The organism is Brevibacterium linens ATCC 9172 (assembly GCF_900169165.1).
Classification (GTDB): Bacteria; Actinomycetota; Actinomycetes; order Actinomycetales; family Brevibacteriaceae; genus Brevibacterium; species Brevibacterium linens.
Genome location: NZ_FXYY01000018.1, coordinates 1 through 19,782, shown reverse-complemented (window position 1 = coordinate 19,782; position 19,782 = coordinate 1). Strand labels below are relative to the sequence as shown.

Here is a 19,782-nt window from a genome sequence, read left to right as displayed (position 1 = left end):
GAGTGTGGGGGTCTCAATCTCAGGCAGCAGGCAGGCTGCTGCTCAGGAAATCACTTGAGGGTGACGGTGGCGCCGGCAGCCTCGAGGGTTTCCTTGGCCTTCTCGGCGTCTTCCTTCGAAGCGCCTTCGAGGACGGCCTTGGGAGCTCCGTCGACGAGGTCCTTGGCTTCCTTGAGTCCGAGGGAGGTGAGTCCACGGACTTCCTTGATGACGGGAACCTTCTTCTCGCCGGCCGATTCGAGGATGACGTCGAATTCGGTCTGCTCTTCAGCGGGAGCGGCGTCTGCGCCACCGGCTGCAGGGGCAGCGGCAACGGCGGCCGGAGCGGCAGCCTCGACGTCGAACTCTTCTTCGAACTTCTTGACGAACTCGGACAGTTCGATGAGGGTGAGCTCCTTGAAAGCCTCGAGGAGCTCGTCGGTGGTGAGCTTAGCCATGGTGGCTAGTCCTTCCTGTTTTGGCCACGATCAGTGACCGGTTCGGTTTGGGGTGATGCTCAGGCGTCGGAAGCAGGAGCGTCGTCCTGCTTCTCGCGGAGGGCATCGACAGTGCGCACGGCCTTGACCAGCGGAGCGGTGAAGAGGTAAGCCGCCTGGTGGAGGCTTGCCTTCATGGCACCGGCTGCCTTTGCAAGCAGCACTTCGCGGGATTCGAGGTCGGCGAGCTGGTTGACCTGTTCGGGGCTGAGTGCGGCTCCATCGAAGTAGCCGCCCTTCACCACGAGCTTGTCGTTCGCCTTGGCAAAGTTACGCAGAGCCTTGGCAGCCTCAGGTGGTTCGCCGTTGATGAACGCGATCGCGGTGGGCCCATTGAGGTGCTCATCGAGACCGGTGACTCCGGCTTCCTTGGCTGCAATCTTGGTCAGCGTGTTCTTTACCACGGCGTAGCTGACGTTCTCACCGAGAGAGACGCGCAGTTCTTTCATCTGCGCGACGGTGAGACCGCGGTACTCGGTCAGCAACACAGCGTCGGAGTTCTCAAACTGCTGTTTGATCTCCTCGACTGCGGCTGCCTTGTCTGGCCTCGCCATGGTGTTCCTTTCATAAGTCGTCCGGCCTGTCCCGACAACAGAAAAAGCGCTCCACGCAGGCAGGCGTGAAACGCTTGGCCGCCGATTCCTTGCGGAATCCGACGGAAGAATCTCGAGCTCACCTGCGCGGGTCACTCCTCACGGAGTCTTCGTCTGCGGACACCGAGATTCGATGGCGAATCTTGGTGATTCCACAGAGACCGACGGTCTTGGGTGTCTCAAGTCTAGCGAAGTCATTCCCGGCAAGTCCAATCCGCTCACCGAGACCCCTCCCACACTACCTGACGGCGGCGCAGCAACCTGGCGCGAGGTTGCTGCGCCGCCGTCAGGTAGTTCTTGAGGCGCGGGTGTGCTGGTTTGTCAGTATTCGATGACGACGCGACCGTCGATCTTGCCGTGGATCATCTCGTCGAAGATGGCATTGATGTCCTCGAGCGGCCGCTTGCTGAACGTGGGATGGATCTTACCCGCTGCGTAGAACTCCAAGGCTTCCACCATGTCCTGGCGGGTGCCGACGATCGATCCGCGGATCGTCAGCCCCTTGAGCACGATGTCGAAGATCGGGGCCGGGAAGTCACCCGGGGGCAGGCCGTTGAAGACGATGGTTCCGCCTCGGCGAGTCATTGAGATCGCCTGCCCGAATGCCTTCGGATGCACCGCCGTGACAAGCACACCGTGTGAGCCTCCGACCTTCTCCTGGATGATGTCGGCCGGCTCCTCAGCAAAGGCGTTGACCGTGATCTCCGCTCCGTGCTTCTTCGCCAAGGCCAGCTTGTCGTCGGCCACGTCGACGGCGATGACGCGCATCCCCATCGCCACCGCGTACTGCACGGCGATGTGGCCGAGCCCGCCGATGCCGGAGATGACGACCCATTGCCCGGGCTTCACCTCGGTGCGCTTGAGACCCTTGTAGACGGTGACTCCGGCACACAGGACGGGCGCAATCTCATAGGGGTCAGATCCTTCGGGGATGATCGCGGCGAACTTCGTGTCGACGAGCATGTACTCACCGAAGGATCCGTCGATGCCGTAGCCGCCGTTGACCTGCGATTCGCAGAGGGTCTCCCACCCCTGCCGGCAGTGCTCACAGGTCCCGCACGCCCTCCACAGCCAGGCGTTGCCGATCATCTGGCCGACCTCGACATCGGTGACGCCTTCGCCGACTTTTTCGACGATGCCGACACCTTCGTGACCGGGAATGAGTGGAACCTTCGGCTTGACCGGCCAGTCTCCGTGGGCCGCGTGCAGGTCCGTGTGGCAGACACCGGAGGCGATGAGCTTGACCAGTGCCTGTCCCGGTCCCGGTTCGGGGATCTCATTGTCCCCGACGGTCAGATCTTTGCCGAACTCTTCGACGACTGCTGCTTTCATTCCTGACATCATTGACTCCTTTGTGATGATGGTGAATTGCTATTCAGGTGCGGGTGGATCGGTGCTGTACTCCAGTCAGCTCAGAAGAAGCCCTGGGCGTTCTCCGAGTAGCTGACGAGCAGGTTCTTCGTCTGCTGGTAGTGATCGAGCATCATCTTGTGGTTCTCGCGACCGATGCCCGAAGCCTTGTACCCGCCGAAGGCCGCATGAGCCGGGTAGGCGTGGTAGTTGTTCACCCACACGCGACCGGCCTGGATCTCGCGACCGGCCCGGTAGGCGGTGTTGCCGTCGCGCGACCAGACACCGGCGCCGAGGCCGTAGAGCGTGTCATTGGCCGTGGCCATGGCGTCGGCGTAGTCGGAGAATGTCGCGACCGAGACGACGGGCCCGAAGATCTCCTCCTGGAAGATGCGCATCTTGTTCGTGCCCTTGAAGATCGTCGGCTGCACGTAGAAGCCGCCGGCCAGATCCCCGTCGAGTTCGGCCTTGCCGCCGCCGGTGAGCACCTCGGCGCCTTCCTGACGGCCGATGTCGAGGTAGGACATGATCTTCTCGAACTGGTCGTTCGAGGCCTGGGCGCCCATCATCGTGTCCGTGTCGAGCGGATTGCCCTGGACGATCTTCTTCGTTCTGGCCACGACCTTCTCGAGGAAGGGATCGGCGATCGATTCCTGGACGAGCGCACGCGACGGGCAGGTGCAGACCTCGCCCTGGTTGAGAGCGAACATCGTGAAGCCCTCCTGGGCCTTGTCCGCATACGAATCGTCCTTGGCCAGCACATCCTCGAAGAAGATGTTCGGCGACTTTCCGCCGAGCTCCAGAGTCACCGGAATGATGTTCTGCGAGGCGTACTGCATGATCAGACGACCGGTTGTGGTCTCACCGGTGAACGCGATCTTCGAGATCCGCTTGTTCGACGCCAGCGGCTTGCCGGCCTCCAGACCGAAGCCGTTGACGACGTTGAGCACGCCCTCGGGCAGCAGGTCGGCGATGAGCTCGACGAGGACGAGGATCGAGGCAGGAGTCTGCTCGGCGGGCTTGAGCACGATCGCGTTGCCCGCGGCCAGCGCCGGTGCGATCTTCCACACGCCCATGAGGATCGGGAAGTTCCAGGGAATGATCTGGCCGACCACACCGAGCGGCTCGTGGAAGTGATACGCCACGGTGTCATCGTCGATCTGCGAGAGTCCGCCTTCCTGTGCCCGGATCGCTCCGGCGAAGTAGCGGAAATGATCGACCGCCAGCGGCAGGTCGGCGTTGAGGGGCTCGCGGATCGCCTTGCCGTTGTCCCAAGTCTCGGCGACGGCGATCATCTCGAGGTTCTCCTCGATGCGGTCGGCGATCCGATTGAGGATGTTGGCCCGTTCGGCGACCGAGGTCTTGCCCCAGGCCGGAGCCGCCTTGTGCGCGGCGTCGAGAGCGAGTTCGATGTCCTCAGCGGTGCTGGCCGGGACCTCGGTGAAGGTCTTGCCGGTGACGGGGCTGGGGTTCTCGAAATAGTTGCCCTTGACCGGCGGCACCCACTGACCGCCGATGAAGTTCTCATACCGGGACTTGAAGGTGACGAGCGACCCGTCCTGACCAGGCTGTGCGTAGACAGTCATTGCAACTCCTTTGATGCGTCTGATTCCACCGGATTGTCTCCGTGTGACCACGACGCTACCGAGCGCAACGTTGCATGTGGGTTGCATCACATCGCCGAGGCGGCCGCCCCGTCCCGCACACCGAACCGCAATCGGTTCGCCGAGTTCAGAGGCCCAGCGCCTCCAGGCGCACGACCGCAGCGTTGCGTTCGGCGGCCTCGGGCGGTGCCAGACGCAGCACTGTCATGAGGACTTCGACGTCGTCGCGGAAGTCCGGCAGGTTCGCGAACCGCCACAGCTGCTGCCAGGTTCCGTCCTGGAGCAGGGTCTCGCGCATAAGCGCATCGACCTCCGCCGCGATCTCGCGGACTCCCGGCGCTTCGGAATCCGGCAGGACGGTCCCCCTGAACTGCTCGAGGGCCGAATCCGTGTCACCGCTAGCCAGAGCCTGCACGGTGAGCTCCAGATCCGAATCGACGTCCCCGCGCAACCGATAGGGGCGGGCGTCGATGCGCAGATCGCCGAGGCTGCCGATCGTTCTGCGCAGACGATTGATCTCCGCCCGGACCGTGACTTCGCTGCCGCCGACCGACCACAGCCGCTCCACCAGTCCGGCACCGCTGATGCCGTCGGGACGCCTGTGCAGCAGCAACAGGATCTCGGCGTGCCGACGGCTCAGGGGAATCCGCGTTCCATCGGGGTTCTCCAAAGCGGGGCTGGGACCGAGCACTGTCAGTCTGGTCCCGGCCACCTCGGTGCCGGTGTGCATCTGCTGCGGCGTGAAGAGCTGGGACAGCTGAGCCCCGGCGGCCTTCGCCGTCGACGACAGCAGCGGCAGCACGATGGAGGACACGGCGTCGTCTCCCCCGGTGACATCGATGATGCCGATGACCTGCCCGGTCAGCGGGTGGGTGACGGGGACGGCGCTGCAGCTCCAGGAATGGACGTCGGGGGCGAAATGCTCGGCGCGGCTGACCTGCACGGGCCGGCCCGATCGCAGGGCCAGGGCCGGGGCGGAGGTGCCCATCACCTCTTCTGACCAGTCCGACCCGGAGACGAAACCCATGGCTTCGGCACGGTCGCGCACGCCCCGCTCCCCCTCAACCCACAGCAGTCGCCCCTGTTCGTCGCCGAGGGCGGCCAGCAGTCCGGCGTCTTTGGCGGGTTCGATGAGATGGGACCGCAGCAACGGCATGATCGCGTGGAAGGGATGTCGCCGGCGCACCTCGGCGAGACGATCGGTTTCGAATGCGACCTGGACCTGCACGCTGTCGGGGTCGCGCAGCCGGGCCAGAGACCGGTCCCATGATTCCAGGACCGAGGTCCGCACCCCGGGCCCTGACGACGGCAGGTGGAGGCTCGTCTCCGACGGTCCTGCCAGACGCTCATGTGCGCGTCGAACGGCGCTCTGATAGGTGTCTTCGAGCAACAGCGTCGAATCCATGGCGGACGGTCCACCTCCATCGGCGGGTGTCGGAAGAGTGTTTCAACTGCTCATAATCTAATCGCGAACCTGCCTGTGAACAAGGCCCCGTCCGCTCCCAGCACTACCTGACGGCGGCCCAGCAACCTCGCGCGAGGTTGCTGGGCCGCCGTCAGGTAGCAATTGGGAAAAGGAGAGGGCGGGACGCGAACGAATCGCTTCCCGCCCTCTCGCAGTGCATCGATCAGATGCGCAGACCCGAGTGGTCGACCGGAACGGCCGGGCCGTTCGAGGTCGTGATCGTGGCCTTGCTGATGTAGCGGCCCTTCGACGAGGACGGCTTCAGACGCAGGATCTCTTCGATCGCAGCATCGAAGTTCTCCTGCAGAGCTTCCTCGGAGAAGGAGACCTTTCCGATGATGAAGTGCAGGTTCGAGTGCTTGTCGACGCGGAATTCGATCTTTCCGCCCTTGATGTCGTTGACGGCCTTGGCGACATCCATGGTCACGGTGCCGGTCTTCGGGTTCGGCATCAGGCCGCGGGGACCCAGCACCTTACCGAGACGACCGACCTTGCCCATCATGTCGGGGGTCGCAACAGCGGCATCGAAGTCGGTGAACCCTCCGGCCACCTTCTCCAGCAGGTCATCGGAACCGACGTAGTCAGCACCTGCTTCACGGGCAGCTTCTGCACGGTCGCCGGCAGCGAACACCAGGACCCGAGCGGTCTTACCGGTACCATGCGGAAGGTTGACGGTGCCGCGCACCATCTGGTCCGCCTTGCGGGGGTCGACACCCAGGCGGAGAGCGACCTCGACCGTGGCGTCGTACTTCGCCACGTTGGTCTCTTTGGCCAGGGCGATCGCCTGAGCCGGTTCGTAGTTCACATCTGCGGCGATCTTCTCAGCCGCGGCCTGGTAGGCCTTCGAACGCTTTGCCATCTGCTTTACTCCTTGCAGTCGTGGTGTGGGCTGCGTGGGCCCTGCCACTGTGTGGGGTGAGGTCTCAGACCTCGATGTCGGTGGTGATGCCCATGGAACGCGCGGTTCCGGCGACGATGCGGTCGGCCTGATCCAGGGTGTTGGCGTTCAGGTCGGGCAACTTCGTGGTGGCGATCTCGCGCACCTGGTCGGCGCTCAGGTGAGCGACCTTGACGGTGTGCGGGGTGGCCGAACCCGACTTCACTCCGGCGGCCTTCTTGATCAGTTCGGCTGCCGGCGGGGTCTTGAGCACGAAGTCGAACGAACGATCTTCGTACACGGTGATCTCGACGGGAACGATGTTTCCGCGCTGGGATTCTGTGGCGGCGTTGTAGGCCTTGCAGAATTCCATGATGTTGACGCCGTGCTGGGCAAGCGCCGGACCGATCGGAGGAGCCGGGTTAGCGGCACCTGCCTGAATCTGGAGCTTGACGAGGCCGGCTACCTTTTTCTTGGGAGGCATGTACGGTCCTTAATCTTGAGGTTTCGATGTGCCAGACATATACAGCACACCGTTCGATGGCGGCCTTCCGATAAGGGCCGCAATCAAACCACACCAGTATTCCATGCGCGCACGCCTGTGGGCAAATGCTCGTGAGGGGCATCACCGAATCGAATTCTCGCCATCGAATTCTCGCCGAGGCGGCCCCACCGGGGAACGCCGAAGGGGCCCGGATACATCCGGACCCCTTCGGTCGAGATCGCGCCGAGGCGATCAGCACACGTGTGCGGTCGTCAGAGCTTCGAGACCTGGTCGAAGCCGAGTTCGACGGGAACATCGCGCTCGAAGATCGACAGCAGCACGGTGAGCTTCTGCGACTCCGGACGGATCTCCTGGATCGTGGCAGGGTGGCCCTCGAAGGAGCCTTCCTTGACGAGCACCGACTCGCCGACCTCGAACTCCACCTCGGTGATTGGTGCGGACTTGGCGGCGGCCTCGGCGGCCGGGCCCTCGGCAGCGGCGGCTTCGGCCTGGCGCTCTTCAAAGATCGGGGCGAGCATCGAGAAGACCTCGTCGATCGACAGCGGGGTGGGGTCGTAGGCGTTGCCGACGAATCCGGTGACGCCCGGAGTGTGGCGCACGGCGCCCCACGACTCGTCGGTCAGTTCCATGCGGACGAGCACGTAGCCGGGGATCCGCACGCGGCGAACCTGCTTGCGCTGTCCGTTCTTGATCTCGACGACGTCTTCCATCGGCACCTGCGACTCGAAGATGAACTCTTCGAGGTTGAGGCTGACTGCGCGGTTCTCGAGGTTCTGCTTCACGCGGTTCTCGTAGCCTGCGTAGGAGTGGATGACGTACCAGTCACCCTCCTGCATGCGCAGTTCGGCCTTGAATTCCTCGGCCGGATCGACATCGTCGGCGGCGGCAGCATCCTGCTCGCCGTCGGCGGCGTCGTCCGAGTCGGCTGCCTCAGCGGACTCAGCGTCGGCCGGTTCGGGAGCGTCTGCGGTCTCGGCGGCGGGCGCCTCGGCGGCATGGGCCGTCTCTTCGGCTTCGGGCACCACAGCGGCACCCGGCTCCTCGGGAGTGACGTCCTGGGTCTCAGGGGTCTCCTGCTCAGGTGAGTTGGTATCCGACACCGATCAATTCCTCGCTTCGCGTTTTGTGATTCCCGGTTGGGGTGAAGATTGAGCTTAGGGGTGGGTCACGGCTGAGGCCGTGTCACCACAGGGGCCACAGCGGAGTTCCGCCGAACACCCAGCCGACGAGTTTGCCGAAGACCAGGTCGAGGCCCGTGACGAGAAGCATCATGAACAGGATGAAGCCCAGCACGACGAGCGTGTAGTTGAGCAGCTGCTTCCGGGTCGGAGTGACGACCTTCTTGAGCTCTGCCACAACTTCGCGGAAGAACTGCAGGATTCGTCCGAAGAATCCGAGCTTCTTGGGACCGGAGGCACTGCTGGGTGCGCTGCCAGTCTTCTTTGCCGGTGTGTCGCTCACACATCCCCACTCGGTCGGTTTCGTTTGGCTTCACAATTGTTCGTGCCGGTCGAGGACGGCGCCTGGCCGATGAGACTTCGGCAGAGTCAACTGCGCAGGGGTGACAGGACTCGAACCTGCAACCTACGGTTTTGGAGACCGTTGCGCTACCAATTGCGCCACACCCCTCTGATCGGACTGCAGTGATCGATTCGATCCCTGTGGTGTCCGACCACGAGAAACGAGCATACCGTGCCCGACCGCCGTTCGTCGAACCGAGGAGCGACGCAAGGTCTCGAACGTGTCGACGCTCACTCACCGACCGGGTTCGTCGACCGGCGGCTGACCCACGAGGGGTCTGGGTTCGGGGAAGCGCACCCACTGTCCGATCTGCACCTGCTTGTCCGGTGTGACGGTGATGACCTGCACGTCGATGGGGCGCTTCGTCTCGTTGTCGACGCGGATGATGCTCAGTTCCGCGTTCATCTTCAGCGGTCCCGGTGTCAGTGCATTCGCCAGGGCACCCCCGGTCGTCGAGCTGACGTAGCGGGTACCCGAACCGAAGTTCTCCGGTCCGACCCGTCGGTGCCAGTGTCCGCTCAGAGCGTAGTCGGCACAGCCCGAGCGCAGACTCGGTGCGCCGACTGCGGGGTCGTGGATGAGCATAATGTCGAAATCGGCCGCGCAGGCTTCGTCACGCAGCCGCTGCGCATACTGGTCGGCGGTGAGGTCCGTCTCCAGCTGCGGACCGGACCCGAACACGGTGCGACGCGGGTCGGCGGCGCCGAAGAAGGTCACCCCGGACAGCTCCGCCGCGGAGTCCTCGAGGACCGTCCAACCGCGGGTCTTCGCGTGCTGGGTCGTTTCCCTCGAATCATGGTTGCCCTTGACGATCATGCGCGGCAGCTTCTCCGGCAGTTCGTCGTCGAGGACATCGAGACAGTAGTTCTCTGCCGATGTGCCCGTCATGGAGATGTCCCCGCCGTCGATATAGGCATCGGCCCGACTCATCCCCGCGACCGCCCCGACGACGCGCGCCATCCCGATGTTGCAGTGGATATCGGACCCGTAGACGAACGTCGACACGCCCCTCCCGCCTCCGCCATCGCCGCTGTCGGCAGCAGGTGCGCCGACTCCGGCGGGCGGAACGAGCCCCCGATCGGACCAATTGCCGGTGATCGGACGGGAGTCCCATTGCGCCCGCAGCGCCCCGAGGACGTCGTCGTAGAAGGCGTCATTGTCCGCGGCGAAGTCCTGCACCGCGCCGAACGCCGTGTCGATGATCCCGCCGAGGCGGCCGGTGACCTGGGATCCGGCCAACGGCGTGTCCGCGAATGCCGGATCGGCGACGATCGGCTTCGGACGGTTGAGCACGACGGTCCCCAGTCCGGTGAGGACGAGCACGAGCACCAGCCCGATGCCGAGGAGTTCCTTGCCGGCGAAGGCCCGGATGACGATCTCGGCTCGGGTGGGTCCGAGGAAGAAGGCGAGGCCGACGAGTCCGCCGGTGATGAGGCAGACGGCCAGCGCCCAGCGGGTGAGGATCTCCTGGCTGAGACCGGCGATGACCTGGTCGATCTGTGCCTGCGGGGCCGTGAACAGCGAAGCGTAGGACGCGATGTCACCGCCGAGGGCGTCGACGGCTCCCCCACCGGGGTCGGCTACCGCCTCCAGGTCGGCCGCGGGCCGCTCTTCGTCGTCCGAGTCGCCGGACACGGGGATCTCCCCGATGTCGACGTGCAGTCCCAGACCGAGGGGGATGACATCCTCGGCGGGCACGAGCAGCCTGCCCAGGGGGCCGAAGTCGACGGTGAGCCGGGAGTCCGCGGTGACCCGGTACTGCGCCTCATGCGGACCGAAGGTGAGATCGGCTCGCGAGGTGAACAGTGCCCAGGGCAGGGTCACGAGTGCGACTGCCGCGAGGGTGATGACGAGTGCGGTGATTCTCCGACGTGATGACACGACCACAGTCTAAGGACGCCGCCCGTCGTCGATGGAGCAGCCGATGAAGGTCGGTTCGGGTTCGAGGGTGATGCCGAATGCGTCCTCGACCCCGGCGACGACCGTTGCCGCGAGATCGATCACATCGGCTGTGCTCGCGTGTCCCCGGTTCGTCAGAGCCAAGGTGTGCTTGGTCGACAGCGTCGCCCGCCCCTCGCCGAGGCTGTGGCCCTTGGAGAACCCGGCGTGTTCGATCAGCCAGGCCGCCGAGGTCTTCGTCTTCCCTTCGATCTTCGCCCCACTGAGCGGATCGGTCACCGGGTAGCGCGGGGCTTCTGCCGGCAGGATCTCGGGGTCGTCGACGATCGGGTTGGTGAAGAAGGAGCCGGCCGACCAGGAATCGTGATCGTCCCCGTCGAGGACCATGCCCTTCGACCGACGCAGCGCGATGACGCTGTCGCGCACGAGGGCCGCCGAAACGCGGGTGCCGATCTCGACGCCCAGTGCGGACGCAAGTTGGGCGTAGCGCACGGGCAGGGAGAGTTCGCTGCGCTGGAGGTCGAAGGTCACCGACAGCACGACGAACTGCGGGGTCCCGGCCGCGACCTGCGCGCGCTTGAGCGCCGAGGTGCGGTAGCCGAATTCGAGTTCGACGGCGGTGAGGTGGCGGATCTGACCGGCGACTCGGTCGAAGACCTCGACGGAGGAGATGAGCTCGCCGACCTCCGTGCCGTAGGCACCGACGTTCTGGATCGGAGTCGCGCCGACCGACCCGGGGATCCCGGACAGCGCTTCGAGCCCGGACAGCCCCAGGCCGAGAGTGTGGGCGACGAAGGAATCCCAGTCCTCCCCCGCCTCAGCGGTGACCCGGGTGTCGGCCGTCGTGGTCTCGGTCGTCTCCACCCCGGTGGTCCGGACCACGCAGACCGGGCCGTCGAAGCCGGCATCGGCGATGAGCAGATTCGATCCGCCGCCGATGAACAGGACTTGCGCCGTGTCCTCACCGTTGAGTTCGAGCGGGTGGGCGGCGCAGAAGTCGAGCAGTTCGTCGCGGGTGTTCGCGACGATGACCTGCGGGGCCGGCCCGCCGAGGCGGAAGGTGGTGAACGCGGACAGGTCCTGCGAGTGGGCTTGACTCACGCCGAGATCCGAACCTGGGTGCGGCTGAGGACATCGGCCGCACCGGACTTCACGGTGATGTCGATGCGGGCCGTACCGACGGCAGGGTCGACGCCACCGACCGTGGCGGTGAGCTTCAGCGAAGTCGTCGGAGTCGCCGGTGATCCGGTTTCGGCATCGGGGACGACGACGGGCGCGGAGAAGCGGGTCCGGTAGTCGACGATCGCACCGGGGTCGCCGAGCCATTCGGCCACCGGGGCGATGACCGCCGCCATCGACAGCATTCCGTGGGCGATGACATCGTCGAGACCGACCTCGCGGGCAAAGCGTTCGTTCCAGTGGATCGGGTTGTGATCGCCCGAGGCCGCGGCATAGTCGACCAGGGAGGCGCGCGAGAGCGGGATTTCGGATTCCACGACGGTGTCTCCGATGGTCAGTGTGGAGAAGTCGATGGCGCTCATTCTCCGTCTCCTCTCACGACGATGGTCGAGGTCACGGTGACGACGGGCTGCTGCGCGACATCGGTGATCTCGGTGCGGGTGGTGATCATGGCGTTGCTGCCTGCGGCCCGGACTCCGTCGACATGGGTCACGGCGGCCAGGACGTCGCCGGCGACGATGGGACGGGTGAACGAGAACTGCTCGGAGCCGTGGACGACCTTCGAGAAGTCGATGCCCGAATCGGGGTCGGAGATGTAGGCGGCTTCCGATTTCTGCGCGATGATCACGGCGAAGGTGGCAGGGGCGACGACGTCGCGGTAGCCCAGCGCGGTCGCCGCCTCGGTGTCGAAATGGTAATCGGCCTTCGCTCCGGTGGCGAGCGCGAATTCCGCGATCGCCTCCCTGGAGACCTCATAGGGCTGCGGCAGGAAGAACGTGGCCCCCTGCTTCTCCGTATTCACCGGCATATGCGCTCTCTCTTCTGCTGGGGTCGGTATCGACACCAGCCTAAGGCACGGCCTCTGGATGAGGCTCACCGGCGAAGAATTGATCGCGCGTTCGTATCCGGTTCATACAATTCCTGCACCATCGGCCTCATAGCTTCGAAACTAATATATGTTGTCCACATCACATTTGGTAAGGAGTAGTGCGATGACGAACGAATCCCCCAGCGCAGACCCGACGAGCCCCGAGGCACAGACGGCGAAACCCGGCGCGCGAGTCAAAGACGCAGTCGCGGTCCCCTCACCGCAGGCTCCCGGTCCCGGCGCTCCCGCCGCCGGTGCGCCGGCGGCCGCTGCGCCGGCAACCGCGACAGCCGCTTCCGGACCGGCCGCAGCCGATGACGCCCCACCGCAGGTCGAGGTGGCCGTGGCCACCGACGCCGCCTATGCCGGCAAGGAAGCCGACAGGGTCCAGCTGCATCGACCGCTGCGCAACGTGTCCGAGGTCCGGCACTACTTCCGCACGAATCAGACCCCGATCTTCTTCGTCGGCGCCACCCCATTCAACCTGCTCGGTCTCGACCGGTGGGTGCGCAATTTCTCGTACATCACCTACTACGACGGCTGGGACGGCGGGCATCCGCGCGTGTTCTCCCCGCGTTACAAGCCCTATGTCGAGTTCGAATCGGGTGAGGCGATCAACAACTGGCTGCTGCTCAACGCCGAGGTGCGTGCTCATATGACGCGCAATGTCCCCCATGGTGAGCGGGTGAAGGTCGCGATGGTCTTCTTCGACGAGGAGACGGAGCGGATCTGCCGGGAACTCGGCTACGATCTCATCCTGCCGTCGGCGGCTCTGCGCAATCAGCTCGATTCGAAGATCGAGACGACGAAGCTCGGCAATGAGGCCGGTGCGTTCTCCGTCCCGAACGTGCTGACCACCGCTGACACCTATGACGAGCTCAATGAGCGGGCCGCCGAGGCGGGGCTGGGCACGGATCTCGTCGTGCAGACCCCCTACGGGGATTCCGGGAAGACGACGTTCTTCATCTCCGATGCCTCCGGTTGGGAGACGCACAAGGACGACATCATCGGCGAGCAGCTGAAGGTGATGAAGCGGATCAACAACACTCCGGTCGCCGTCGAGGCGGTCATCACCTCCAGCGGAGTCGTCGTCGGTCCGTATCTCACGGAGCTGGCGGGCTTCGCCGAACTCACCCCGTACAAGGGCGGCTGGTGCGGCAATGAGATGAAACCCGATGTCCTCAATGCAGAACAGCGAGCGCAGACCCGTGAGCTCGTGCGCAAGATGGGCGAAGGTCTGCGCAAACGCGGCTACCGCGGGTTCTTCGAAGTCGATGTCCTCGTCGATCTCGACAACGACGACTGCTACCTCGGTGAGCTCAACCCGCGCATCTCCGGGGCCTCGGCGATCACGAACGTCACCGCAGGCGCCTATGCCGATGTGCCGCTGTTCCTGTTCCATCTGCTCGAGTACCTCGATGTCGAGTTCGACCTCGACATCAACGAGATCAACGAGCGCTGGGAAGAGCTCTCCGGAGCCGATGAGTGGAGCCAGATGATCATCAAGGAGACGGCTCCGATCACCGAGTACATCACGCATTCCCCGCTGACGGGTCAGTACTATCTCGACCAGTACGGGACGCTGACGTACAAACGTGCCGCGCTCGACTGGCACCCGCTGCAGAACGGCAGCGAGGTGTTCTTCCTGCGCATCTTCGGTGCCGGGGACTATCGCTGGAAAGGGGCGGACCTCGGAGTGCTGGTGACGAAGAATCCGCTGCAGACGAATGTCGGCGGACCCGATGCGCTGAGCATCCGGGCCAAGCACTTCATCGACTCGATCCGCGCGATGTATGCCGGAGTCCCGGTCGTCGCCGACGATCCGTCGCCGGCTCTCGGCGGGCCGGGAGCCAAGGGCGACTGAGCCCACACATCCACGGTGGGCGGAGCCGCCTCGGTGATAACCTCAACACGAACCGAGGCGGCTGCCAGCTGCCGCCCGCGGACACGTTCCGCGCCCGATCCGATGCGAGAATCAGAGGTGAAGAGTGATCGAACCGTCACCGGAGCACACCGCGGCCACTCCCCCAGCCGACCAGATCCCGACCCCATCGGCACCCGTCGATCCGGCTGCCGGGATCGACCGGGACAACTGGCAGGACCCGGACAATGTGCGCTGGTCATTCCAGAACGTCGCACGAGTTCTGCCGACGACGCCGATCTCGCGTGGCACCGGACCCGTGGCCGAGCTGTCCGTCGACCTTCAGGACCTCGGCGAGGTCGAGGTGCCGGCCACGGAGTATTCGGAAGCCCGCAGCGTCCGCAGCGTCATCGGATCCACGGACACGGATGCGTGGATGTTCATGCACAACGGGACCGTGCTCACCGAGGAGTACTTCGGGGAGATGACCCCGGCGACCGAACATCTGCTCATGTCCGTGTCGAAATCTCTTGTCGGCACCGTCGCAGGTGTCCTCGCCGGTTCCGGCGACCTCGATCCGAACCGTCTCATCACCGACTATGTTCCCGAGCTCGCCGATTCCGGCTACGCCGGGGCGACCGTGCGACACACCCTCGATATGCGTTCGGGCATCCGCTTCTCCGAGAACTACCTCGACCCGAAGTCCGAGGTCAGACAGATCGAGGAGCAGATCGGCTGGGCCGAGGCCAAGCGGGAGAACCCGGGCATCGGCATGTACGAGTTCCTTGCCACGCTCGAAGCGAAGTCCGACCACGGCGGAGTCTTCGAATACCGGTCGTGCGAGACCGATGTGCTCGGCTGGGTGTGCGAGAAGATCGCCGGCGAACGCATGCAGTCGCTCATGTCACGGGTGCTGTGGTCGCGGATCGGTGCCGAACAGGACGCGATCATCGCCACCGACCAGTACGGGGTCGGGATGTTCGACGGCGGCATCAACACGAGTCTGCGCGATCTCGCCCGATTCGGCTACGTCTACATCAACCGCGGCCAGTCGCTGACCGGACAGCAGGTGGCTCCGACGACGTGGATCGGCGATACGCTGACCACCACCGAGGATGTGCGGCAGGCGTTCGCCGATGGGCCCGGAGACAATCGGATGCCGGGCGGGGCGTATCACAACCAGTTCTGGTTCCCGTTCCCCGACTCCCACGCCTTCCTGGCTCTGGGCATCCACGGGCAGATGATCTACATGAACCCAGGCGCCAATGTCCTCGGCGTCAAGCTCTCGAGCTGGGGGCTGCCGCAGGATGCGACGAAGATGTTCCCGACGATCCGCGCCTTCGAGGCTCTCGCGAAGGCCGTGAACTCCCCCACCGCGGAGTAGCCGGGCACCAGCAGGCCGTCATCACGCACCGTCACCCGCAACCTGCGCCGTTGCCTTCACCTCGCACCGGCGGCGTCATCTCCTACAGGTGCTCGATCATCACGGGCCGTTCCTCGCATTACTTCCTGTTGCAACGGGTGGTTGTGCCAGGAGCGGTGAGTGATACTCACGTCCCGACCTGAAACGTGGTCAGCCCCCGGCACGGATGTGCCCGAATCGCCACAGCTGTCGCCGGATGCTCACATGATTCGACGTCTGACAGCAATCGGCCATGGCAGAATCGTTGACGTACCGACAACTTCTGTGATCGCGAGAGTGCGAAGGAGCCAGACCATGACCCCGATACGCCGGACCACTTGGGCGCCCCGCCTGCTGACCGCCGCTGCAGGAACGGCTCTTGCCTTGACCTTGGCCGCATGCGGAGGCTCCGGCGACAACCCCGCCGGAGGTGAGCAGTCCGAAGCGGCACAGTCGACCGAGAGCGAGGACTCATCGGACGGCGGCTTCGGCGGAGGTGCCGTCGAGTCGAAGGCGGCGGAGACACCGGCGTCGGAACCCGCCGAGGCGGAACCGACCGACACGAAGTCGACCGACCCGTTCGCTGATGCCGCGACGACGACGAACTGGGCCAGCGACGATGCGATGAAAGTCGACGAAGAGGGAAACGGCACCGTGCCTGCCAGATCCATCGAGGCCGACCTCATCGACCTGTTCGAGAACAAACTCGACATGAAGGTGAAGAAGGCCGATTGCGGTGACGATATGGACCTGCGCGAATGGTACGGATTCGAGACCTGCGATGTCACAGTCAAGGACAAGTCGGCCTACGAGGGCGAGAAGACCTATTACGGCACCGTGAAGATCGTCGACCACAAGGGCGAGATGATCAAGTACGAACTCAAGTTCCCCGGAATCGACAAGGACGACTTCGACTTCAAGGACTGATCACCGAGGCGGCCTTCTCCCGGCCGACGCGATCCCCGATCTCCGGGGCCTCCTGCAGATCGCCGAGGCGGCCCTCCCCTCTCCGCCCGGTCGCCGGGTTCTCGTCAGCGCTGACTTCGTCGCCCGCACGGCTGTCGCCCGCGTGGCTGTCGTCCGCGTGGGCGACGAAGCGTCTCCGCGGGTGTCCCGACGATCCGGTGATGACATAGCTGCCGGCCGCCTCGGCGGGCTCCGGATTCGGTGCCTCCAGTGCGTCGCGGATGATCCGCCGCGGATCATACTGGCGGGGATCGAGCGTCTGCCAGTCCTCAGCGCCCACGGTTTCGGCGGCGCGTGTCCGCGCGGCCTCGACCTGGGCACGAAGCACGCGAACCATTTCGCCGAGTTTCTCAGCGTAGTGGGGCAGCCGCCTCGGGCCGAGGATGATCGCGGCGATGATGCCGACGAGGACGATCTTCTCGAAGCTCAGGCCGAACATGTCCGGCTCCTTTCCGTGGGCGTGGTCTGCGCTCGTCCGGTCTTCAGTTCATCGGCAGTCGGCGCCCCGAGGTTCGAGCGGTACCTGCGGGCCCGGGCGTGGAGCCACGCGATGGCGAGCGCGGCGAGGAAGAGCAGGACCATCGGGGCGGCGACGAAGAACATCGACAGCACATCGGCGGCGGGGGTGACCAGGGCGGCGAAGACGACGATTCCGACGATGCTGACCCGCCAGGCCTTCGCGATCGATCGGGCAGAGAGCAGTCCGATGAAGTTGAGGACGACGAGGAAGACCGGGAGGACGAAGGCGATGCCGGTGGCGATGACGATCTTGAAGACGAAGTCGAAGTAGTAGGACGCCTGGAGGATGGTGCTGTCCTCGCTCGAGGCGAATGAGGTGAGCACCTCGACCATCCGCGGGAAGACGTACAGGCCGGTGAGGCAGCCGACGACGAAGAGAGGAAGTGCGGCACCGAGGAAGCCGAACGTGTACTTCTTCTCCTTCGCGGTCAGACCCGGGGTGAGGAATCCGAAGATCTCCCCCAGCCACACCGGGCTGGAGAGGATGATTCCGGAGTACACGGCGTTGCGCAGCTGCAGGTCGAAGGCCCCGGTGACGCTGTCGTAGTTGAGCGAAGCGCTGCGGGATGCGGCGAGGTCGGTGATCGGAGCGCGGAGGACGTCCATGACGAGGTCTGACGTGAAATAGCCGACGACCGTGCCGATGAGCAGTGCCACCGCCGCGCGCACCGCCCGTGTCCGCGCCTCCCGCAGGTGCGTGGACAGCGGCATCTTCTCCGCGGCGGCGGTGCTCATGATCGCGGCCGTGTCTGATCGGCTGGGCCGGCCTCGGCGGTGGAATCGTCCCTCGCCGAGGCGGGCGCAGGGGTGGGATCGGTGACGATCGGGTCGGTCACCGCTTCGTATCGCGGCGCAGGTGCCGCCTCACCCGACCGGGTGTCGGCCGATTCGTCCTTGAGGATGCGCACGGACTGTCCGAGGCTCTTGGCGAGTGCGGGCAGCTTGGCCGCGCCGAAGACGAGGATGATGATGGCGAGGATGACGAGGGCGTGTCAGCCCGTGAGGTTGTGCAGCATGATGGCGAGCCTTTCCCGGAGTTGTCAGGGCTTTTCGGGGGCGCCTTCGGGAGGGGTTCCTCCCTGGCCTCCGCCTGCCGGGGCATCGCCGCCGGTCGGTTCGGTGTCGGTGTCGACGGGGACGTCGAGTGTGGCGGTGTATCCGGAGTCGGTGTCGCCGCTGATCGTGGCGATCTGGTGCTCGCCTCCGTCGTCGCCGAAAACGTTATCGTCGTCGAGGCTGACGTTCGCAAGGTTCTTCACCGATCCGTCATAGGCGTCGAGTTCGTAGACGGCGTTGCAGGCGTCTTCGGGCATGGCCATCTGCGAGGTGGCGATGGCATTCTCGGCGTCGGTGATGGAGTCGACGTCCGGGTAGACCTCGAAGTGGATGTGCGGCCATCGGCCGGAATAGCAGACAGGGAAGATCGAGGTGAAGGTGACCTCGCCGTTCTCATCGGCGACCTGGACGCCGCGCAGCCAGGTGGCGTCCTCGACTCCCTCGGAATACATCGAGTAGCGGCCCTGAGCATCACAGTGCCACGCGTAGACGGCGGCGCCCTCGAACGGAGCATTGTCACCGGCCATATCGGTGACCGTGAGGGAGAAGGTCAGAGGCACCCCGTCAACGGTGTCGGTCCCGTCGATGTTCGAGCGGATGTCCGAGCGCACGATTCCGGAATCTTCGAGGATGTCCGGACCGTTCGTTCCGTCCGCCGGGTACGGGCCTGCCGTCTCGTCGGGGATCTCGGTGACCGATCCGCTGCTGCTCGAGGCCAAGCTCGTCGAGCCGGAGGCCTCGGAGGTGCAGGCGGCCAGGGCCATGGTGCCGACGCCGGCGCCGACGAGCCCGAGGACTCCACGTCGGCTGAAGAGGGTGCGGATGTCGAACGAGGCGCCCTGGTCGACGACCTCCTCCTCGGGTCGATCGAGGAGCCGTCCTTCGTAGGCGGGTCCGTTGGGGGTCTGGTCCGGTTCGGGTACGCGAGCCATGAGCTGTCCTTCCTTCGATGGTGTGATGACACCATCGTGGATATCGGCTCTGGCGCGGGACTGTGGCGTTACTGAGCGGCGACTGTGGAAGTCCAGACCGGCTGTGTTCCAGCCCACCAGTCGAGGACCCGTTGGGCCTGCAGAGTCACCCACCTCGAGGGCTCGCCGACCGGGGCGTCGACGTGGAACCAGAGGTCGCCGTCAAGACGATGGTCGTGAGTCCAGGTGCCGTCGTCCGAGCGTCCGTCCCTGATCATCCCGATTGCTTCTTCCATTAGCGGGGGCACCCCGCAAGATGAGTCGGCGGTCGCTACCGGGTGTGTTGGGAAGAGAGGCTCGCGCCGATGTTGTCACTGCGCTTCTGCAGTCTGTGGCGTACCTCACAGAGCAAGACCGGCATGGCAGGAAGGAATCGCGCAACACGGTCTCAAGGAGTCCCCGGACACAGAAACTCCCCCATCGGATTCATCATCCTGATGAGGGAGTTGATCGGTAGCGGGAGGGGGACTCGATCCCCCGACCTCACGATTAACAGATTCCAAGCAGACATGCTTCGACTACGACGTGAACTCGCTTCGCAATCTAGGGCATGTCTCCTTTATTGGCGGAGCCATGTCAGGATCGCGCTGATCACGACGGCCGCTCGATAGGTGATGGCGAGCTTGTCGTATCTCGTCGCTAACCCCCGCCATTGCTTGACGTAGGCAAA

The 19,782-nt window shown here is 64.8% G+C and carries 21 protein-coding genes, 1 tRNA gene and 1 pseudogene; 3 read left to right on the top strand and 20 right to left on the bottom strand.

The annotated features are described in order from the left end of the window. Positions 1–50 precede the first annotated feature (50 nt). The 14 genes from rplL to BLIN9172_RS12935 form a co-directional block, all read right to left on the bottom strand. The gene (rplL, locus tag BLIN9172_RS13000; protein ID WP_025777952.1) at positions 51–437 is read right to left on the bottom strand and encodes a 50S ribosomal protein L7/L12; all 387 of its coding nucleotides are present in this window, start codon (positions 435–437) and stop codon (positions 51–53) included. Positions 438–496: 59 nt separating this feature from the next. Then, complete coding sequence (gene rplJ, locus BLIN9172_RS12995) at positions 497–1,030, bottom strand: 50S ribosomal protein L10 (RefSeq protein ID WP_101555451.1); 534 nt, start codon at positions 1,028–1,030, stop codon at positions 497–499. A 360-nt stretch (positions 1,031–1,390) separates the two neighbouring features. Next, positions 1,391–2,410: an alcohol dehydrogenase AdhP gene (gene adhP, locus BLIN9172_RS12990; RefSeq protein WP_101555489.1), complete on the bottom strand. Its 1,020-nt coding sequence runs from the start codon at positions 2,408–2,410 to the stop codon at positions 1,391–1,393. 71 nt (positions 2,411–2,481) lie between these two features. Continuing rightward, positions 2,482–4,005 (bottom strand): acetaldehyde dehydrogenase ExaC, encoded by a 1,524-nt coding sequence (gene exaC / locus BLIN9172_RS12985; protein WP_101555450.1) that lies wholly within the window; start codon positions 4,003–4,005, stop codon positions 2,482–2,484. A gap of 145 nt (positions 4,006–4,150) precedes the next feature. Then, the gene (locus BLIN9172_RS12980; RefSeq protein ID WP_101555449.1) at positions 4,151–5,428 is read right to left on the bottom strand and encodes a helix-turn-helix domain-containing protein; all 1,278 of its coding nucleotides are present in this window, start codon (positions 5,426–5,428) and stop codon (positions 4,151–4,153) included. 223 nt (positions 5,429–5,651) lie between these two features. Beyond that, positions 5,652–6,347: a 50S ribosomal protein L1 gene (gene rplA / locus BLIN9172_RS12975; protein WP_101555448.1), complete on the bottom strand. Its 696-nt coding sequence runs from the start codon at positions 6,345–6,347 to the stop codon at positions 5,652–5,654. Positions 6,348–6,411: 64 nt separating this feature from the next. Continuing rightward, positions 6,412–6,849 carry a 50S ribosomal protein L11 gene (gene rplK / locus BLIN9172_RS12970; protein ID WP_101555447.1) on the bottom strand — a complete coding sequence of 146 codons (438 nt, stop codon included), beginning with the start codon at positions 6,847–6,849 and terminating at the stop codon, positions 6,412–6,414. Positions 6,850–7,121: 272 nt separating this feature from the next. After that, the gene (gene nusG, locus BLIN9172_RS12965; RefSeq protein WP_101555446.1) at positions 7,122–7,970 is read right to left on the bottom strand and encodes a transcription termination/antitermination protein NusG; all 849 of its coding nucleotides are present in this window, start codon (positions 7,968–7,970) and stop codon (positions 7,122–7,124) included. An 82-nt stretch (positions 7,971–8,052) separates the two neighbouring features. Then, positions 8,053–8,331 carry a preprotein translocase subunit SecE gene (gene secE, locus BLIN9172_RS12960; protein ID WP_025776638.1) on the bottom strand — a complete coding sequence of 93 codons (279 nt, stop codon included), beginning with the start codon at positions 8,329–8,331 and terminating at the stop codon, positions 8,053–8,055. Between the two features lie 95 nt (positions 8,332–8,426). Then, positions 8,427–8,499: transfer RNA gene (locus tag BLIN9172_RS12955), tRNA-Trp, on the bottom strand. Between the two features lie 126 nt (positions 8,500–8,625). Next, the gene (locus tag BLIN9172_RS12950) at positions 8,626–10,272 is read right to left on the bottom strand and encodes a metallophosphoesterase family protein (protein ID WP_240812146.1); all 1,647 of its coding nucleotides are present in this window, start codon (positions 10,270–10,272) and stop codon (positions 8,626–8,628) included. Positions 10,273–10,281: 9 nt separating this feature from the next. Then, on the bottom strand, positions 10,282–11,391 hold the full coding sequence (locus BLIN9172_RS12945; RefSeq protein WP_240812147.1) for a UDP-N-acetylmuramate dehydrogenase: 1,110 nt from the start codon (positions 11,389–11,391) through the stop codon (positions 10,282–10,284). Beyond that, positions 11,388–11,831 (bottom strand): MaoC/PaaZ C-terminal domain-containing protein, encoded by a 444-nt coding sequence (locus BLIN9172_RS18610; RefSeq protein ID WP_101555444.1) that lies wholly within the window; start codon positions 11,829–11,831, stop codon positions 11,388–11,390. Before BLIN9172_RS18610 ends, BLIN9172_RS12945 begins: the two co-directional genes overlap by 4 nt. Continuing rightward, complete coding sequence (locus tag BLIN9172_RS12935) at positions 11,828–12,277, bottom strand: FAS1-like dehydratase domain-containing protein (RefSeq protein WP_101555443.1); 450 nt, start codon at positions 12,275–12,277, stop codon at positions 11,828–11,830. Before BLIN9172_RS12935 ends, BLIN9172_RS18610 begins: the two co-directional genes overlap by 4 nt. Positions 12,278–12,461: 184 nt before the next feature. Here BLIN9172_RS12935 and BLIN9172_RS12930 point away from each other — a divergent pair, with 184 nt between their 5' ends. The 3 genes from BLIN9172_RS12930 (at position 12,462) to BLIN9172_RS12920 (ending at position 16,527) form a co-directional block, all read left to right on the top strand. Continuing rightward, complete coding sequence (locus BLIN9172_RS12930; protein WP_205751058.1) at positions 12,462–14,201, top strand: biotin carboxylase; 1,740 nt, start codon at positions 12,462–12,464, stop codon at positions 14,199–14,201. 124 nt (positions 14,202–14,325) lie between these two features. Next, complete coding sequence (locus BLIN9172_RS12925) at positions 14,326–15,582, top strand: serine hydrolase domain-containing protein (protein WP_240812148.1); 1,257 nt, start codon at positions 14,326–14,328, stop codon at positions 15,580–15,582. A gap of 333 nt (positions 15,583–15,915) precedes the next feature. Beyond that, complete coding sequence (locus BLIN9172_RS12920) at positions 15,916–16,527, top strand: hypothetical protein (RefSeq protein ID WP_101555442.1); 612 nt, start codon at positions 15,916–15,918, stop codon at positions 16,525–16,527. Here the strand turns inward: BLIN9172_RS12920 and BLIN9172_RS12915 are convergent. The 6 genes and pseudogenes from BLIN9172_RS12915 to BLIN9172_RS18600 form a co-directional block, all read right to left on the bottom strand. Continuing rightward, entirely contained in the window at positions 16,517–17,005 is a 489-nt protein-coding gene (locus tag BLIN9172_RS12915; RefSeq protein ID WP_101555441.1) for a twin-arginine translocase TatA/TatE family subunit, read from the bottom strand. The two genes, BLIN9172_RS12920 and BLIN9172_RS12915, sit on opposite strands and share 11 nt — an antisense overlap. After that, positions 16,993–17,820 carry a twin-arginine translocase subunit TatC gene (tatC, locus tag BLIN9172_RS12910; RefSeq protein ID WP_240812149.1) on the bottom strand — a complete coding sequence of 276 codons (828 nt, stop codon included), beginning with the start codon at positions 17,818–17,820 and terminating at the stop codon, positions 16,993–16,995. The genes BLIN9172_RS12915 and tatC overlap by 13 nt, the downstream gene beginning before the upstream one ends. Next, a complete protein-coding gene (locus tag BLIN9172_RS18865) occupies positions 17,817–17,993 on the bottom strand; it encodes a hypothetical protein (protein ID WP_240812150.1) in 177 nt (58 codons plus the stop codon). The genes tatC and BLIN9172_RS18865 overlap by 4 nt, the downstream gene beginning before the upstream one ends. A 132-nt stretch (positions 17,994–18,125) precedes the next feature. Next, positions 18,126–19,073 (bottom strand): intradiol ring-cleavage dioxygenase, encoded by a 948-nt coding sequence (locus BLIN9172_RS12900; RefSeq protein WP_101555440.1) that lies wholly within the window; start codon positions 19,071–19,073, stop codon positions 18,126–18,128. Positions 19,074–19,141: 68 nt separating this feature from the next. Further along, a complete protein-coding gene (locus tag BLIN9172_RS12895; protein ID WP_127364059.1) occupies positions 19,142–19,348 on the bottom strand; it encodes a hypothetical protein in 207 nt (68 codons plus the stop codon). Between the two features lie 323 nt (positions 19,349–19,671). After that, positions 19,672–19,782: pseudogene (locus tag BLIN9172_RS18600) on the bottom strand (IS5/IS1182 family transposase); the annotation flags it as partial.

Coding starts and splice junctions, on each gene's coding strand:
- exaC (WP_101555450.1), bottom strand. CDS start 4,005: ATGACTGTCTACGCACAGCCTGGTCAGGACGGGTCGCTCGTCACCTTC.
- rplJ (WP_101555451.1), bottom strand. CDS start 1,030: ATGGCGAGGCCAGACAAGGCAGCCGCAGTCGAGGAGATCAAACAGCAG.
- rplL (WP_025777952.1), bottom strand. CDS start 437: ATGGCTAAGCTCACCACCGACGAGCTCCTCGAGGCTTTCAAGGAGCTC.
- BLIN9172_RS12980 (WP_101555449.1), bottom strand. CDS start 5,428: ATGGATTCGACGCTGTTGCTCGAAGACACCTATCAGAGCGCCGTTCGA.
- BLIN9172_RS12900 (WP_101555440.1), bottom strand. CDS start 19,073: ATGGCTCGCGTACCCGAACCGGACCAGACCCCCAACGGACCCGCCTAC.
- tatC (WP_240812149.1), bottom strand. CDS start 17,820: ATGAGCACCGCCGCCGCGGAGAAGATGCCGCTGTCCACGCACCTGCGG.
- rplA (WP_101555448.1), bottom strand. CDS start 6,347: ATGGCAAAGCGTTCGAAGGCCTACCAGGCCGCGGCTGAGAAGATCGCC.
- adhP (WP_101555489.1), bottom strand. CDS start 2,410: ATGTCAGGAATGAAAGCAGCAGTCGTCGAAGAGTTCGGCAAAGATCTG.
- BLIN9172_RS12895 (WP_127364059.1), bottom strand. CDS start 19,348: ATGGAAGAAGCAATCGGGATGATCAGGGACGGACGCTCGGACGACGGC.
- rplK (WP_101555447.1), bottom strand. CDS start 6,849: ATGCCTCCCAAGAAAAAGGTAGCCGGCCTCGTCAAGCTCCAGATTCAG.
- BLIN9172_RS12930 (WP_205751058.1), top strand. CDS start 12,462: ATGACGAACGAATCCCCCAGCGCAGACCCGACGAGCCCCGAGGCACAG.
- BLIN9172_RS12915 (WP_101555441.1), bottom strand. CDS start 17,005: ATGTTCGGCCTGAGCTTCGAGAAGATCGTCCTCGTCGGCATCATCGCC.
- BLIN9172_RS12920 (WP_101555442.1), top strand. CDS start 15,916: ATGACCCCGATACGCCGGACCACTTGGGCGCCCCGCCTGCTGACCGCC.
- BLIN9172_RS18610 (WP_101555444.1), bottom strand. CDS start 11,831: ATGAGCGCCATCGACTTCTCCACACTGACCATCGGAGACACCGTCGTG.
- BLIN9172_RS12935 (WP_101555443.1), bottom strand. CDS start 12,277: ATGCCGGTGAATACGGAGAAGCAGGGGGCCACGTTCTTCCTGCCGCAG.